This window comes from Candidatus Epulonipiscium viviparus, assembly GCF_000171335.1.
GTDB lineage: Bacteria > Bacillota > Clostridia > Lachnospirales > Cellulosilyticaceae > Epulonipiscioides > Epulonipiscioides viviparus.
Window position 1 is genome coordinate 25,313 of the sequence record NZ_ABEQ01000012.3, and the last position, 18,123, is coordinate 43,435.

Here is an 18,123-nt window from a genome sequence, read left to right on the forward strand (position 1 = left end):
CGCTTTTTCCTTTCTATTCTATATATCAAGTTTGGCAATTCTAGCGCTAACTTCTACTAGCAATTGCTTATATTTGGCTTTTTTTAGCTTCTCCTCTTCTATAAGAGATGGGGGTGCCTTCTTGATAAATCCGGCATTGCCAAGCTTCTTATCAACACGAGCGATTTCGCTTTCATATTTATATTGCTCTTTAGTTAGCCGCTCGATTTCTTTTCTTATATCTACCAATTCGCTAAGCGGAATATATATCGTCGCTCCAAGCACTATCACAGAAACAGCATCTTTTTCGATACTTGCAGTGTCCGCTTTTACTAGTACTTCTGCGGCAAATGCCAATGTTTTAAACACGATAGCTCCGTTGGTAAATATAGATCTAACTGCCTCATCATCGGAAACTACATATATTTTTGCCTTTTTAGACGGAGGAACGTTCATTTCTGTACGTAAATTTCTCACCTGTCTAACAGCATTCTTGATAGTTTCGATTTCATTTTCTTCGTCGACAAAGCTACGGTTGGCAATAAAGGTAGGCCAAGAAGAGATCATTATACTATTCTCAGTATTTTGAAGCCCCATAAATATTTCTTCTGTTACAAATGGTATAAATGGGTGCAACATTTTGAGAATATCGATCATTACAGTTTTAAGCGTATACAAAGCTGCGGGTCTTGTGAGATCATCGTTGTCGTATAGCCTCGGTTTAACCATTTCTATATACCAATCGCAAAACTCTTCCCAAGCAAAATCATAAACTTTGCCAACTGCCATTCCCAATTCGTATTTATCCAAATTTTCGGTCACAATTGTGGTTAAATTATTTGCTTTGGATAAAATCCATTTGTCTGTGGTAGTAAGATTTTTGGGCATAGTACAGAGATCGATATCTTCATTTTCGCAATTCATGAGAATAAATCTTGTAGCATTCCAAAGTTTGTTTAAGAAATTTCTGTTGCCTTCCACTCTCTCAAAGTAGAATCTCATATCGTTTCCAGGTGCGTTTCCTGTTACTAACGTTAGCCTTAATGCATCGGCGCCGTATTGTTTAATTACATCTAGCGGATCAATTCCATTGCCAAGAGATTTGCTCATTTTGCGACCTTCGCTATCACGAATTAACCCATGGATTAATACGTCTTTAAACGGAACTTCTCCCATTTGTTCTATTCCAGAAAATACCATTCTAACTACCCAGAAGAATATTATATCGTATCCAGTAACCAACACGCTTGTAGGATAGAAATGCGCAAGTTCTGCAGTTGTTTCGGGCCAGCCTAAAGTTGAAAATGGCCATAATGCAGAGCTAAACCAGGTGTCGAGCGTGTCTTTATCTTGTACAAATTCGGTGTGTCCACATTTGCATTGGCTAGGCTTTGTGCTAGAGACAATAACCTCGCCACATTTTTGGCAATAGTAAGCCGGGATTCTATGTCCCCACCATAATTGTCTGGAGATRCACCAGTCGCGAATATTTTCTAGCCATCGCAAATATGTCTTGCCAAATCTCTCGGGAACAAAATTGAGCTCTCCAGATTTTAGCGCCTCTATTGCRGGCTCTGCCATGGCTTTCATTTTTACAAACCATTGCTCTTTTATCATGGGTTCGATTACGCAATTGCATCTGTCGTGGATGCCTACGTTATGAACATGTGGTTCGATTTTGTCTAGCTGCCCTATTTTCTGTAGCGCATCGAGTATTGCTGTGCGTGCCTGAGCCAATGTCATTCCTGCAAACTGAGCAGCATTTTCGTTCATAGTCCCGTCATCGTTTATAACGCATATTTCTGCTAAGCCATGGCGCTGACCTACTTCGAAGTCATTAGGGTCATGATACGGAGTGATCTTAACAACTCCAGTTCCAAACTCCATATCTACGTATTCGTCGGCTATTACTGGAATTTCACGATTTACAAAYGGTACCAAAACGGTTTTTCCAACCAGATGCGCATAGCGTTTGTCATTTGGATTAACGGCAATTGCTGTATCGCCTAACAAAGTTTCGGGTCTGGTGGTGGCGAAGCGTATTACTTCATCAGAGCCCACGATTTTATAGTTGAGGTGATAGAAATTGCCCTCTCTTTCTTCGTGAATAACCTCCGCATCAGAAATACTCGTCTTGCATACCGGGCACCAGTTTATGATTCGAGAGCCTTTATAGATGTAGCCTTTTTCGTATAATTTGATAAACACTGCCTCTACYGCAGCAGAAAGCCCAGCATCCATTGTAAAGCGTTCTCTATCCCAATCACAAGAAGAGCCCAGCTTTCGCAGCTGCTGCGTGATCAGCCCGCCGTATTCATCTTTCCATTGCCAAGCACGTTTTAGAAATTCATCGCGGCCGAGGTCGTTTTTGTCGATGCCTTCTTCTTTGAGTTTGTTTACGATTTTAACTTCTGTGGCAATACTAGCATGGTCAGTTCCGGGCATCCAGAGCGTATTATATCCYTGCATTCGCTTATATCTGGTCAAAATGTCTTGCAAAGTGTTATCTAGAGCATGGCCCATATGCAGCTGCCCTGTAATATTTGGTGGAGGCATCATAATTGTAAACGGCTTTTTCGATTTATCTACTTCTTGATGAAAATATCCCAGATTCTCCCATTTTTTATAAAGTCTTTCCTCTACTAAAGAGGGGTCATACGTTTTTTCTAGCATAATAATTTCCCTTCTAAATTTATCTTAGGTACGAGAATAACCCGTACCAGTATTTTATATAAGCAAGAACAAAAATCCAATCGCCACCATAACAAATCCTGATAGTCGAACTGACAAAATTGCTCCACTAACCAATAATAAAAAGTCAGATCTATCTTTATCATCAATTTTAACTTTGCCTATAACAATTCGCTTAGCGCAGCAAAGTAGCATCAGACCTATTATGAACAACAAAAATCCTATTGGTTCGATAGTAATTCGCCTCCCCCTCGTCATAATGTGTAAAATACAATTTATTCTAGTTCAAAGTTGCAGTTTTGTCAATGCCTTACCATTCGCCCAAAGAATTATCATCTTGTGAACATACGGTTGGATTTCGCCAATTGCCGTCATAAATATGGTTTTGGAGCAGGTGCTCATCGATTTCAAATCCCAGGCCAGGTCTTGTTGGAACATCGATATATCCATCGTTAATTTCAAACGGCTCCTTAAATAGTCCGACTCCCAGATCCAATTTATCAGGCAASGTTGGGTGCTCCTGCGCTGTAAAATTTTCTATACATGTATCGATTTGCAAACTGGCTGCTAATGCCACAGGGCCCAACGGATTATGCGGTGCTACATTTATATAGTAATTCGCGGCCATCGCAGCAATTTTAAATGTCTGAAGGATTCCGCCACAATGACATAGATCGGGTTGTACAATATTTATCGCTTGTTTTTCAATTAACTCTCTAAATCCAAATGTGGTAAAAATTCTTTCTCCCGCAGCAATGGGAATTGTTGTCTTATCCGCAACTTTAACTAGCGCATCTACATTTTCTGGAAGCACTGGCTCTTCTATAAACATAGGATGAAACGGCTCGAGTTCTCGGCATAACACTGGCGCCATAGCAGGAGAAATTCTGCCGTGGAAGTCGATCGCGATGTCTAGATCATCTCCGGCAACTTCACGAACGTACGAGAATGTTCGAATGTAATCTTTCACCATTTTCATAGAATCGATATGTCGTACAGGCACAAACATTCCCATCTTTACAGATTTAAAACCCTGCTCTTTGCGTCGAGCGACCCACTGATCAATCTGATCTTTTTGAGGATGATCTATATTTGGCAGAAGGTGAGCGTACATCCTGATTTTATCGCGACATCTGCCACCCAATAATTGCCATACAGGCACTCCCAAAAACTTTCCCTTAATATCCCAGAGCGCTTGCTCGATTCCGCTAATGGCGCTGCATATCACGGCACCTCCSCGATAAAAGCCGCGTCTATACATAACGTTATAGAGATGCTCAATGTTCATAGGATCTTCRCCTAGCAAATACTCCTTGAAAACTCGAATGGCTTCGCCAACAACTGTAGCTCGTCCTTCTAATGTGGGCTCACCCCAGCCAACAATTCCTTCGTCTGTAGAAATTTTTACTAGCATCCACCTAGGTTTAATATAAAACACTTCTAAATTTATAATTTTCATGGCAACCTCCGTCTAATCTATTTGAATCATTAATTTTGTTGTGCCTTTGGGTATCGTAAATTCAAACGTACCACGAATTCGTTGTATAAATGCAATCTTTTTGATCGAACATTTTACTGATGCCCTCTTAATATCCTCTGCCATACAAATAATCAAGCTACTGTTGGTTGTTGGATTCACCTTGGTGACTGCTATTGTGCATTTGCTAAAGTCTGAGTTAAACTCCGCTTTGTCGATCCAGGTTTCAAATCCAGCAGTTACAGTGCCTGGCTTGTAGTAGGCGTTTGCCCAGATATTGATTGGAGTGGATAGCCCAGCGAAGTGATGAAACCACCCGCCGCGACCTGTTGCGATATTAAGTTCTTCGAAGGTATAGTATGAATCGTCAACCTCYCTTTTCCAGGCTTCTAGTGCACAGGTTGCGATTTGAAGCGCAAAGTCTATATCTCCGATGTCTAGCATCGTCTTAAAAATAAACCATTGATGCGGAAACCAAACTCCGCCGTTCCAATATCCGTTGGGGTTAAAATACGTTGCAGATAAATCCACCGAGCTAATTCCAACCGGCGATAGCAAATGCTTTGGAGACTTTAATCGCTTGAGGATAATATCTTGTTGCGAAGGAGTACACGCACCTGCAATGATGGGGTATATCCCGTCCACGCTTTTGTTGAGGTTTTCGTTAGCTTCGGTTTGCAAAAATCCCAGCGGCTTTCCTTCTTTATCATGGTAGACGTAACTGAAATATCCAGTCTTCGCATCCCAGCTATACTTTTGTAGCGCTTGGGTAAAGTTAGCGATGTCCTCATCATATGCAGCGACATCATCGTCTAAATGCATTTTGGTTGCAATCATCTTCAAAATTTTGGCGCTTCGTATAACTTGAGATGTAGAAACGACTGCAGCCATTCGCTCGGATAGCTTATGCTGATGCGTAAATACCTGTGCCGGCAGATCATCCATTCCGCTTGCATTGTAAAAATAGTCAAAGGTAGATAGTAGCCCGCTTTTAAATTTATTTGTTGTYGAGCCTTCTGCTTTTCCGGCCAAAAATTCATAAAATCTCTTTGCATCAGAATAATATTTGGTGTAACCGTCAAAATTTTGAGTGCGCTGAATTAGTTCTAGCAACAAGTAAATTTGTACYGGAACCGGTGAGCCATGCATCAAAAAGGCATAGTCTGGTACATTGCTCAAATACATATCTAGCACATATTCTGCAAGCTTTGGGTTGAACTCCAAAAGCCCTAAGCCAATAAAGCCGGAATCCCAAGTATACAAAGAATCCCAACGTTTTCCAGGCGTAAAGTGCTTGATATATCTACCATTTTTGTAGATAGGATAAACAATATTTGTTAGCAGGGTTGCTTTTAATATTTCATTGCTTAGAGCGTATCGCGCCCCCTCTTTTTTATAGTTGAGTTCCTGATAATTACCGCGTACTTGCAAATATGCTTTTTCGAGRTCCGAGGTGGAAAGGGTGAGAATTTTTTTGTTGCTAATGATAGCATACTCGATGTGGCTTTTGTTTTCTGSTATAAAGATCGAATGGACAAGTGCGTTTTCATAAAAACCGGGATCGCTTCTCTTCCTATTAAAAGAGCCTGTAAATGTGACCAACACATTATCGAAGGAATAATCTGAATTGGATAAACGGCTGATGGTCGCATCTTCGAGGCATCCTGTGTCCAAAGTTCTGTGTCTAACGTTTTTGGAAAATGCTTGAAAGTAAAACAGTGTATTAATGCCAGGATACATATATCTAAATTGCCCGCCGTCATCTACAACTGTGTTTGGYTTAAAATTATAGGAACCCTTGCTAAGCATAACGGTTTCGGGCTCTGCTGTTAGCACCAGAAAGTTAAATTCGATGCCGCCCGCAGCTTCTGCAGAGAGATCTATTGCAATATGCCCCTTTGCGATTGCTCCAACATTTATTGCAACAGTGCCTAACTCTGCCGTTGCCGGAAATGTTATAGTTTTGGAGAATGCTTCGGCGACTTTTAATTCAAAAATCGCTTCTGCGCTCGATACGGTTCGATATCCGAAGACCACATAAGCCTCGTCGATATCGTTTTTGGTTTCTACTGCATAGCCAACCATATCTCCAACTTCTTCTCCGAATTTTTTAAATGGCAAAGTTTGCCTAGCCACCCTATCTCCCAAACCTCTATACCCCACAAAGCGTTGGTCTAARAACTCACCCTTGCGTTTGCCATCTGGTTGAAGGTTGTCCCAGGGCCTCTTGGTTGCTTGTTCAAAATATTCATAATCCAAGCTGTGCACAAAATATGACGAATCTGATATATTCAGTTCACAAAAATTTTTAAATGGATACTCAATAGCATGAAAATAATTTAACATGCAATTTACGGGGAGCTTGCTGTTGTTTACAAATTCTGTCCTAATCAAAATCGTTTCCTTATCCAATTTCGAAAATGATACATCAGCAAAAACCTCGTCCTTCCACACCAAATCGTATCTATAACTATAATAGCTCAAGTCTTCTGTGGCTTCCCACGGATGATACCCACAAGGAAATGTTACATTTGGAACTGGTATTCCACTATTTACTATAGTCGGATGGACTACAGTATCAAACCGTATTCCTCTTGTATCTGTTAGTACATTTGATACGCCCATATACTTTTTTGAATATGGACCCCATACTGGCAATAAACTTTCCATAATTCCTCCTTGTCAATCTATATTATATACAACATATAGAAAAATTTCCTTAAAGTCAAGGGAGGCCTATATTTGGTAAGATTTTCTATACTCGCCCGCAGTAGTTTTCCATGCGGAAGATGCACATGAAACGGCAAAACTCTTGAATTTTCATCTGATTTAATGTATAATTTTGGATAATCTTAGATACATACAGATTAATATATTGGTAATAAGAAAGGAATATAATTATGAAGCAAAACTACATTTTGGTAATGTGCGACGATTTGGGTTATGGTGACGTCTCGTTTAATGGCAACAAAATAATTCACACCCCCTATTTAGATAGATTGGCAAAGGAAGGTGCGGTATTCAAAAATTTTTATTCGGGAGCGCCTGTATGTTCACCAACGCGCGGCACTTGTTTGACAGGAAGGCATCACTATCGGTATACGGTGACATCTGCCAATGAAGGTGCGTTGCCTAAAGAGGAGATTACGATAGCGCAAATGCTTAAAGCTCAGGGATACGCAACGGGACACTTTGGTAAATGGCATTTGGGGACACTTTCAAAAACCATTCCAGATGGTCGACGTGGCGGAGCCAAAAATCTAAAGKCATATAGCCCGCCATGGGARCATCATATCGATGAATGCTTTTCGACAGAGGTTGCGGTGCCGCTCTATAATCCTATGGAGAATCAGCCGTTTGTTAGCAAGTATTGGACTGCAGAAGATGAGTATGCGACAGAAAACTTGGAGGGCGATGATTCAAAAATTATTATGGACAGAGCAATTCCGTTTATCGAGAAAAATGCCGCAGCAGATACCCCGTTTTTTGCAATAATATGGTTTCATGCTCCGCATAAGCCGGTGGTGGCATCTCCGGAGCATCGTTCGCTATATGCGCAGTATCCGCCGTTAATGCARCACTACTTTGGGTSTATTACCGCAATGGACGAGCAAGTGGGCAGATTAAATGCAAAGATTAAAGCGCTAGGACTAGAAGAAAAYACGTGTATATGGTTTTGTAGTGACAATGGGCCAGAGGGTGAAAGTGTGAAAGATGGCGGCGATGGCGTGGGCACAACTGCAGGGCTTAGAGGTAGAAAGCGCAGCTTATTTAATGGCGGAATCAACGTACCGGCTTGTATAAAGTGGCCAGCATATGTAGAGGCGGGAAGTACATACTCATTTTTGGCAAGCACGCTCGATTTTTTGCCAACGTTTTTTGCGCACAATGCGATAGAGATGCCAGATAGTAGACCGATCGACGGTGCCAATTTGTTGGAGCACTTTGTAGGTGCMGAATCGAAGAGACTTAAGCCTATCCCAATAAGATTAGCTGGGCATAGTAAAGCAAAGATGGCCGGCTCGCCAACGTTCGGGTTGATYAACGATGACTATAAAATATTGTGTAACTTTAACGAKGAGCATCCGGAGAACATGATGTTTAATACTTTTGCAGATAAACGTGAAGAATTTAATATAGCAGAAACRCATGCGGATATCTTCGAAAAATATAAAGCAGARCTCTGGGAAATGGCGCAAAGTTTTGAGAGGAGTCATTTGGGKGAAGACTACGGCGTTGCGAACTATGAGCCAAAGTTTAAATTCAAGTCTCACGACACGATATGGCATAAAATGGAATAAATTGTGAACRCTACTGCAATAGACTCATCTGTTGCAGTACTTTTTTTACCTATTTGACTAAAAAACTCCTAGCGTTTTAAATATCATAATACCAGCAATCATTGTTACTAAGGAGCTCAGCGTAGAGACCACAACCATGTGTCCCGTAAATTCATAATCGCATTTCATACTGTAGGCCAATGCGTAATTTGAAATCCCAGCTGGGGCACTAAACAGAATGAACAACGCACCCATTTCGTATGACGTAAARCCGATGAAGTATGCAGGAGTTAGAACGAGTAGAGGAACCGCGATCAACTTAATTGCAGTACAAGCGAGGACGAGGCCAAATTTTTCGATGCCTTTGAATTGCAGTTGGACGCCCAATGCGATGAGTGCGAGAGGTGTAGCAAGCGTTCCCAAGTAGTTTATGCTGGTRGTTGCCATTGCCGGGAGCGTAACATCTAAAGTTTTACATAAAATAGCGGCCAATATGCCAACGATAACAGGATTGGTTACGATTTCGATGGTCACCTTTGCGATATTAACTTTCTCTGCCTCCGGATCTTGGCTTAAYACTCGCAATACGATAATGCTAAGTACCATTATGACGGGAACGACCACAGGAATCAATGAGATGGTGGGTAGCGAACCCGCGGGTCCAAATAACTGCAAAGACAATACGCTKCCTAGCAAGACAAAGTTGCCTCGAAAGCTGCTCTGAGCAAATGAGGCTGCAGTTGTGGGCTCAGCGATAAATTTTGGCGTAACAAAAAACATTACTGCAGCAACGGCAATGAGAGCTATTGTGGCATAAGCAATTAGATGCGGATCGAAAAAGCCCTCGATATCTACAGCATATACGGTATCGAATAGCGTCATKGGTAGGCTCACCTTAAACACAATATAGTTTGCCTGTTTGACAAATGCCTCATCCACCTTGCCTATTCGTTTTAATATGTATCCTATTGCTATTAGAATAAATAGCGGCGCAATAGCATTCAAACTAACTATAAAATTTGTTAACATAAAATTACCTCCTTAGATTTTTGCGGCCTCGATATGGGCTACGATTATATTATATATCAACTTGGCTGTATGTGGCTAGTTTAAGTCGAAGCGTATTGCGACTCTTTATAATTTTGGCATACTTTTGGAAATTTTTTTGTAAATTATGTATATTAATTAGTAATTTATGGAATGATAACTAAAATACTCTAAAATGATAGAGGTATAATATAAAAAAGAAAGAGGATAGTATATGATGGTTCATTTTTTAATGTGTTTGAAGGATTGGATGTTTATCTGGCTTATTGTAATGTTGTTGATGGGTTCTAGTTTGTTGATAATGAGGCGGTATAAAAACACTGCGTTAATGCTGGGAAACCTGATGAGCTATATAGGAATTATAGGAACATTTGTGGGGATATTTCAAGGATTGCAGAACTTTAACCCTGGAACTAAAAATGTAATGGATAGCTTACCAGCACTGATTTCTGGAATGAGAATGGCATTTGTAACGTCTATAGTAGGAATGTACGCAAACCTTGTAGTAAGATTAGTATGTGGAATTTTAACGGGGCGCAATGAGCTAAAAGTCGCAGAAGGTAAAGAAAATGAAAATTATCAATTAATGGATTTGTTTGTAAGAATGGAACGACATTTAGATAGGCAAATAGATTTATCTTCTGAGGCTGTAAGAAGCAATAATGATACCAATGACTTATTAAGAACGATGATTAAGGACATGCGCGAGGTGAATCACAAGGAACTATTAAATATGATATCTGAGGGCATACGCGAGTATAGTGATAAAATGGTTAATGATACAGCGGCAGAAGTGTCCACTATATTGAAACCTCAAGTACAGAAAATCTCCGATGYGGTTACAACGGTAGATGAGCGACTAGAGTCTGTAGAAAAAAGCGTTGAGAATAATTCAGCTACTGTATATAAAGCTACAAAAATAGCGACGGTATCGTTAAAAAAAGTTGTAAAGGACTTTAATATAAAAATCAATGGACAGTTTAAAGAAGACTTTGAGTCTTTTAGTCTTGCAGTAAATAGAGTGAAGGATTGGCAAAATGAATATAAAGATACGTTGATGGGTAGTCTGAAACAGGCGAATGAGTTGTTTCAAACTATAGACACTTCGTTTTACGCCATTAAAGCCATGGAAAATGTGCTGTTTAAAAACAGCGCGATAATTGATACAATGAATGAACGTATGACAAATGAATTAGGAAAAGTTTCACAAATGACGCATGATGCTGCAGGTGTGGTAGTGGACCAAGCAGAAACGTTAATAAAAAGTTTTTCTAATGTACTAAAAACTATGGAAAGCATGTCGCAGAACGTAAAAGGTCAGCTGAAAAAAATGTTAAAAGAAAATACGGATACCCATAAAAAAGCTTTATCATTTATGAGCAATTGTACTCAAGAGGCTAGCGAAGATTTAATTCAACAAGGTATTAAATCAATACAAGTGCTAAAAGACTCTATGATAGAGCATCAGAAATATATGATTAAAGAACTGGGAGAAGCGGTAAATGATTGGAGCGATGAAATTTACAAAAATCTATCAAAGAAAACCAAGCAAATTAATACGCAAAACACTCAGATTAAACAAGCTATGGATTCTACGAATGAGGRCATATCTAAAAAATTTGATCGTATTGATGCGGAAATTAAAGAGTGTCTCGATGGTTTTGTGTATAAGTTAAAAAATGGAATGTTAAAGATTGTGGATGAGTCTGAMACGGGAGATGAGAATAATGAATATCCGCTAGATGGAGTTGTTAATTATTCAATAATCGAAGACGCTCAAGAGTATYTGGARGTTTCTAATAAGTCGTAAAGGTAAGAAAACATAATGAAAGCGCTCGCTGTTGCCGATGARATTTTGGAGGYTTCTAATAAGTCGTAGAGGCAAGAGAACATAATGAAAGTTGTGGAGGGAGGTAAAGTTTATGGCAATATTACGCTCAACAGATGATGTGACCGCGGATACCGCAGATACAGTGTTATTTGATTCGKCAATACATGATTTGATGGCAGGATTGATGATAATATTTATTTTGATATCGATTGGCTTTATGGCTCGGATAAACGACCAATCAACAGATGAGCAAAGCAAAGTAATAGCATCATATGARCTGGTAAAATCTGAGATTAATGACGATTTGATGCGTGCATTTGGGGACCAATTGGAGATGTTAAATATGGAGATAACTTCGGGAAGCACCATTAGRTTTGATTCTCCAGAAGTGTTATTTGAAACCGGACAAGCAGCTCTAAACGATACGTTTAAAAGTATATTGGATAAGTTTTTTCCAATATATTTAGATTTGATCTATAACAATTATAAAGAAGTTATCAAAGAAATCCGCATAGAGGGACACACCTCTACTGAGTGGGGCAATCAGATTGACGTAAACAAGGCATATTTTAACAATATGGAGCTTTCGCAAGATAGAACTCGAGAGGTGCTAGAATATGTGATAAATCTTCCCTCTTCTGCTCCATATAGAGATTGGTTAATAGCAAACATGACTGCCAACGGACTTTCGTCTAGCCGTCCAATAATTGACCCCAAAACGGGATTAGAAGATCACATAAAATCGCGTCGCGTTGAATTTAAAATAGTAACGAACTGGTAGTGGAGGGATTTGATGCCCTCCATTTTTTATAGTACACTTTTCTTATATATCTCAAAAATCATATCCCAAGTTGCGTTTTCTGGATGATTAGTCAATTTCGCTTTATTAGAAAATGTGATATCGGTATATTTTTTGAGATCTTGTTCTAGGCAGTGAATTTTATACTCTGCAAGTAATAGCTCGATTATATCACCCAACTCATCTATATTCGCTTGATTTAGCCACTGTAAAATATCGTTTACTCGTTCCTGATTTTCAAATGATTGCAAATACGCGCGGTACAAAATAGCGTTAGATGCGCCATGGGGCATGTTTTCGTAGTATGTCAGGCTGTATCCGCAAGTGTGAGGTAACGATGTGCCCGTCTGAGCAATTGCTATACCGCCATAGGTAGAGGCCAGCAATAGTTTTTGGCGAATTTCTAAGGATAAATTGCCAGATAGCAGTGGTTTGAAGCATGTTGCTAGTAATTCTAAGCCCATTCTGACGTACACTTCGCTCATTGCATTAGATTTTGTATTTAAATAACTTTCGACTAAATGACTTAATGCATCTAGAGCAGTGTATCTTGTAATTCCTAAAGGCATGTTTAGCATATACGTAGCATCCAAAAACGCGACTTCTGGAAATACTTTATGTCCATAATTAATTTTTGTCTTACGCTTGTGATCGGTGAAAATAGCGTATTGCGTAACTTCACTACCCGTTCCTGCTGTAGTTGGAACAGCAATAACTGGAACGGCGTCCAACTTTTCGCCGCCTATCAAATTATCTGCTCCTATGTCTGGATGTTTCAACATGATTGCAATACCCTTTGCGGCATCGAGAGGCGATCCACCACCAATTCCTATCACAAAATCCGCAGTGGCAGCCATGTTTTTTGCCCGCTCCAGCGTTTCTAATGAAGGATTTTCTTCTACTTGGTCAAATAATATATGCGTAATTTTTTCTTTGGTCAGTGCCGCAACGACATCTGCATAGGCACCATTTTTTTTGGCAGAAGATTTTCCTGTTACTATCAATGCGGTCTTACCTCTTCTTAATAGTTCGCTGTGTGTAACAATGCAGTTTGCACCKGCTACAACTTTGGTAGGCATTTCAAATATAAATTCCATGTCATTCTCCTTTGATGTTTTTTTTCATTATACAGCATGTTCAAACACCATTCTAGCCATAAAATGAATTTTTTGTGAAAACGGGCTTGACAAGTTGTCCAACATCGGATAAGCTATAAACATCGGTTATGCATCTGTAGCTCAGGGGATAGAGCGTCGGTTTCCTAAACCGTGCGTCGGATGTTCGAATCATCTCAGGTGCATTTTGAAGGGGTTGTTTAGGCAGCTCTCTTTTATCGTATTTTCAAAATTTTTTTTATATCAGTAAGGTAGCCTAATGCATTAAATCTAGGACTTTCAGTAAATTCTAAAATGCTTCTAGCCCCCACTCCATCATCTCCTATCAGCCTATTATACGGATTAATTTTAATGGTAATGTTCTGTGCACTAGATTCGTATCTAGCATAATGTAGCATAATAAGTGTTTGAACGATACCTTGTTTTAAGCGGTTATTTTTAACTAATCCTTCAAAAATTCCAGCATTGAGTTGTTTATTACTATACATATTGCATAAAGCAGAATAAATAATTACGCTTCTATATCTCCTTGTACCCTTATCAGATTTGTTGCCTACTAATTTTCCGGAATATAAATTTAATATACCTGCAACACCTTTATTGTCATTAGTTAGATGTTTGTCAATTTCTTGGGTATCACTTATATATAACGCTTCTGTTGTGCGATTAGTATAATAATCTGTGGCCATAAATTGTTCAAAATACATAGGATATATCGTTAAATCTTTTTTGTTGCCTATAATATTTTCTATGACTGATTCATTCATGAAAAACATATTTTCGATTTTGGATGTTATATTAATTGTGCTAGTATAAGGTGCTCTAGAAACATAAATAATATCTTTGTAATCCATGTAATACAATTCAGTAATAATATCTGTAAGAACATCTGGTTTTTGAAATAAATCATATTCTCTATAATAGTCTTCAAAAGTTTTAAACGCATCATAAGTTACAGTACCATCTGCAGCTTTGGTAAATAAAATAACTTCGCCCAAAATTAGACTGAAGCTTGTGGATTTTGAGTCTTCATCATTTTTAAATGAATAGTCTGTTTTTCGGCTTGTTATAATCAAAATTGCTATTTTGTCTAAAACAGGCAATCCTTGCATTATAAACTTTTTGGGAAGCCCCACATACATCGATGAAACTGCATTATTATACATAAAGTTATTTTTGGAAACGTCGTACTTAAAACCTTGAGACATCGCACGATACTTGTTATTTAGCATATGCTCAAAGATCTTTACAATATTGCGTATGCATTTTCCAGATTCTTCATCTTGTTTATCATAATGAATCCGCATTAAAGGAATATATAAATTTCGAGGTTGTTTTATGATAGATAAATATTTCAATAACCATAAATAAACTAAAGTGATATAAGTTATGTTGTAAATTCTATTTTTAACAAATGCCGAATTAATTGTGTATGGAATTTTTATATTATAAATATTTTGGAGACTAGATTCTAGGCGTGATAAATCTTTTCGCTGAGAATAGTCCGAAAAATTCGGATAAAATATTATAGGCAAGACGTTCATGTTTTCATTTATATACTGCAATCTTGTTGTTTCCTCTTGATCTGTTTCATATAAGCTTTGGCTTTGAATGATTATGGTAAGCGGCATATTGAGCAGTGTGGCKTCGTTTAAATCACTAGGAGGTAATATAGACACATTTTGTAAATATTCGGTACGAAAGGATACTGGTCGCAAAAAATTTGTTCCTTCGATATCTCCCAAAATTCCTTTGTACAAAATAAGATTTCGATGATATACTTTGTGAGGAAGAGGTAAACTCGCTGCCCTGTATTTTAACAAGTTAGTCAATATTTCTTCGATAGCTTTTATATACTTTTGRCCTTTAGTCTTATCATGAAAATAGCTATTTAAGCGATCTATCATATCATTAATTTGTCCATTTTCTAGTTKCTGTTTAAGGATTAGCCATTTTTGTACAGGATCATAAGTTGGATTTTCCAAGTTAACCATCAAGAACGAAAATAAAAACAACTTTTTTAATGCTTTATCTACGTGGCCTGATTGGAGATTATCTTTCATAACATTTAAATGATATTYTAATGATGAAAATCCACGTCCATCAGTTTGTACTACGCCATTCATCTTCATTTTCAGCGCCATTTTAAATACTTTTCTTCGTTTTGACCTATCTTCAGATAAGATTCCTTCGACTTTACCAATAAATGGCACCGAATCAAAAGCGTTGCCCTGACAAAGTAAGTCGCACAAATCGTATTCTTGCATATTAATATAAACTTTTTTCTTATCATCTGTTTCAAAAGATAAGTTGTGCAAATATTCCTCAAGTAGTTTAAACCTCGACATATATGCTTGGGTCCAAATATACTTGGAGTCGGTCTTAGATCCTTTATAGTTTAGTAATAAGTAGTCTAAATATAAAAAGGATATTGTTCGATTAATGCGTGCCAAAGATTTGTCATTTAATATTTCAATAATATCTGAGACTCCACCCTTATTTTGATTAACTTTGTTGATTTGATCGATTAGTAAGTCGGCATCATCGATTTCCCTATTTAATAAGGTGGTTAAATTTTCTTTAAAATGTTTTTCTACTTCGTCGATATTAATTTGAATTTCTACACTATCGACTCTCAATCGTTCGCTTAAGGCTGAATTTTGATCAAATGAAATAACTTTTTTGTTAAGTGTTCGATCCGCAAAAGAGTATTTTAAGCCAAAATTAAATTGTTGATTACTAAAATCTTTTAAGGCCTTTAAAGGAGTAAACTGAGTGGTTGTTGGCACTTCAATTTGTTTGTATAATTTTTGGACTGCAGTAGCAAATGCGTTGTAATCTTTATGATTTAGTGTAAGGTATCCCGGTTGGAGACTATCATCTATACTTAGATTGTGCAATACATTTTTGTCGCCCAATTTTCGGGCAACGATTTCACTTATATTAGAAATATGTGTTAATTTTATGTTTTTATCGATTTTATTAGTTTTTAATTGGTTTAAATGATTTGTAATTTCTGTAAAAATTGGCGTATAATCTACTGTTGCTAGATTGTTTGGAGAGTTAATTAATCTGTTAACCATAATTTTACCTCATGATTTTGCTAGGGCATTTTTGGCCCAGTTATAATAAGATAATTACGAAATAACTGTTGTATTTAAAATAACATATATTGTTAATAATTAATTCGTAATTATCTTTCAACTAGATTATTAACTATTTGCAACGATAATATACATAACGGTTGGATGTATTTTACCAAACTTCTTTATTTTAAGGCATTTCAATGGGATACACGGGATATTCCGTTGATTCGAGTGGTTCMTCTGCGATAATTTCGGTTTGCGTAGATGCTTCATCGGCAACAGCTTGAAATCTCTCTTTGGCTTCTTCTAACATCGCATTGCTATCTGCTTCAAATTTTGTGAGGGCTTCCTGGATTTGTTTTTCTGCTGTTTCAATAGGAGAAACGCATCCAGTTAACAACATGGCAGCGAAAAAACTTGCTACTGATTTTTTCATAACGGTTTCCTCTTTTTATAAGATTGTAAAATATAGCAACTGAGGGTGCTTACTTGTTCCCCGCTGCATTCAATTTGTCAATTTCAACTTGCCAGATAGGAGTCATCGATTCTACAGATTCGGCTGGAGTTTTGCTTCTCCAATACACATCGCTTGCGACACCATCGGTTTTTACGCTGCCTGCAATGAAATTTTGATAATCGATTTTTGCGTTTGCAGGGTTGAACATGATCGCAAGGGTTTCCTCGACTGCGCGCTCATCTCTATATGATGGATAGAACGGGGTCATCCAATCATCTGGTCCGTCGTATCCTGGAGGAGGCGTGTTCCACAATTCGAGAGCAAACATAATGTCTTCAACTTCTTCTGGGCTGAATGTGTTTGGGATAACCCATGTGGCGTCGCTCATACCCACAACATAATCTGTTGCACGAGGGCCTTTAGGAAAGCATACGAAACCAAAATCGTCTTCCATTTCGCGATTGAAATTAGCAGCTTGCCATTCGTCGCCTATGTGCATAGCAACTTTAGCATTGAGAAACAATTGATCGATGCCTGCCCAATTTTCAGGATACAAATCGAAGTCTTGCGCTATATAATCTGCTGCCCAAGTGAAGGCTTCCATAGTTTCTGGCGATGAAAGATTGATAAAATATTTGCCATCTTCATCTCKACCAACGTAGCTGCCGTTATTGGACAGAGTTGCTATATGGAATAATCTGGATAAATTTAAAGATTGTGCATAGACATCGTTTACACCATCATTGTCTGTATCGCGAGTGAGYTTCTCTGAAATTTCCCATAATTTATCCCAGGTCCATTCACCGCTTGCTTGTAGATCATATAATAAATCGGGGTCAAGACCAGCTTCTTCGAACAATCTTTTGTTGAAGTATAGACCCATTTTAGGTTCAAATTCTACTGCAATACCATATACGGCATCGCCAACAGTGGACATTTCGATTACTTGCTCATGCCATATTGGGTCGTCTAAATTAATGCTTTCAACTTTTGTTAAATCATATGCAAGACCACTATTTATTGCCGATGCTTGATAATTGGATTGAAATCTAAAAATCTCCGCAGCAGGTTCGCCAGCTAGGGTAGAGGTTGAAAAGAGCTCCAAAGTTTCGTTCCATTTGGTGAGTGCAAGTTCTTCGAATTTAAAGTTATGCTTTTCCATCATTTCATTGCGGTATTCCCAGAGCGCTTCATCGTATGCGTTGGCCTTAACTTCTGGCTCCTTAACTTCTGCCCAACTTGCAATTGTAACGACTAGACCTCCAAGATCGCGAACGGGCACACTCGCTTCTGATGTGGGTGCAGTAATTTCTGTAGGTGCAACAGTTTCTGTGGAGTCGTTTCCACTGCATCCAACTAAT

General features: G+C 38.3%; 11 protein-coding genes and 1 tRNA gene. 4 read left to right on the forward strand and 8 right to left on the reverse strand.

Going from position 1 to position 18,123, the window contains the following annotated elements; all coding sequences use genetic code 11:
• Positions 1-18: 18 nt before the first annotated feature.
• The 3 genes from EPU_RS02990 to EPU_RS03005 form a co-directional block, all read right to left on the reverse strand.
• Positions 19-2,652, reverse strand: a complete 2,634-nt coding sequence (locus EPU_RS02990; RefSeq protein WP_029487895.1) for a valine--tRNA ligase — start codon at positions 2,650-2,652, stop codon at positions 19-21.
• Positions 2,653-2,980: 328 nt separating this feature from the next.
• Complete coding sequence (gene dgoD / locus EPU_RS03000) at positions 2,981-4,129, reverse strand: galactonate dehydratase (protein WP_010166629.1); 1,149 nt, start codon at positions 4,127-4,129, stop codon at positions 2,981-2,983.
• Positions 4,130-4,141: 12 nt separating this feature from the next.
• The gene (locus EPU_RS03005; protein ID WP_044149357.1) at positions 4,142-6,817 is read right to left on the reverse strand and encodes an MGH1-like glycoside hydrolase domain-containing protein; all 2,676 of its coding nucleotides are present in this window, start codon (positions 6,815-6,817) and stop codon (positions 4,142-4,144) included.
• A gap of 230 nt (positions 6,818-7,047) precedes the next feature.
• On the opposite strand from EPU_RS03005, the gene EPU_RS11345 reads away from it, so the two are divergent.
• On the forward strand, positions 7,048-8,448 hold the full coding sequence (locus tag EPU_RS11345; protein ID WP_044149358.1) for a sulfatase family protein: 1,401 nt from the start codon (positions 7,048-7,050) through the stop codon (positions 8,446-8,448).
• A gap of 57 nt (positions 8,449-8,505) precedes the next feature.
• Here the strand turns inward: EPU_RS11345 and EPU_RS11350 are convergent, their stop codons facing one another.
• A complete protein-coding gene (locus EPU_RS11350) occupies positions 8,506-9,456 on the reverse strand; it encodes an AEC family transporter (RefSeq protein ID WP_010166634.1) in 951 nt (316 codons plus the stop codon).
• A 232-nt stretch (positions 9,457-9,688) separates the two neighbouring features.
• Here EPU_RS11350 and EPU_RS03020 point away from each other — a divergent pair, with 232 nt between their 5' ends.
• Together EPU_RS03020 and EPU_RS11355 are read left to right on the forward strand one after the other, a co-directional pair.
• Positions 9,689-11,284 (forward strand): MotA/TolQ/ExbB proton channel family protein, encoded by a 1,596-nt coding sequence (locus EPU_RS03020; protein WP_029487897.1) that lies wholly within the window; start codon positions 9,689-9,691, stop codon positions 11,282-11,284.
• A gap of 112 nt (positions 11,285-11,396) precedes the next feature.
• On the forward strand, positions 11,397-12,086 hold the full coding sequence (locus EPU_RS11355) for an OmpA/MotB family protein (protein ID WP_083792543.1): 690 nt from the start codon (positions 11,397-11,399) through the stop codon (positions 12,084-12,086).
• A 26-nt stretch (positions 12,087-12,112) separates the two neighbouring features.
• On the opposite strand, the gene EPU_RS03030 is transcribed toward EPU_RS11355, so the two are convergent.
• Positions 12,113-13,201: an iron-containing alcohol dehydrogenase family protein gene (locus tag EPU_RS03030; protein ID WP_010166640.1), complete on the reverse strand. Its 1,089-nt coding sequence runs from the start codon at positions 13,199-13,201 to the stop codon at positions 12,113-12,115.
• 130 nt (positions 13,202-13,331) lie between these two features.
• Between EPU_RS03030 and EPU_RS03035 the strand changes: the two genes are divergently transcribed.
• Positions 13,332-13,404 (forward strand) — tRNA-Arg (locus EPU_RS03035).
• 30 nt (positions 13,405-13,434) lie between these two features.
• Here EPU_RS03035 and EPU_RS03040 read toward each other — a convergent pair.
• The 3 genes from EPU_RS03040 to EPU_RS03050 form a co-directional block, all read right to left on the reverse strand.
• Complete coding sequence (locus EPU_RS03040; RefSeq protein ID WP_010166642.1) at positions 13,435-16,302, reverse strand: hypothetical protein; 2,868 nt, start codon at positions 16,300-16,302, stop codon at positions 13,435-13,437.
• 190 nt (positions 16,303-16,492) lie between these two features.
• Entirely contained in the window at positions 16,493-16,741 is a 249-nt protein-coding gene (locus EPU_RS03045) for a hypothetical protein (protein WP_010166644.1), read from the reverse strand.
• A gap of 49 nt (positions 16,742-16,790) precedes the next feature.
• Positions 16,791-18,123, reverse strand: a 1,333-nt coding sequence (locus EPU_RS03050; RefSeq protein ID WP_029487898.1) for an ABC transporter substrate-binding protein, incomplete at its 5' end; no start/stop codon positions are given.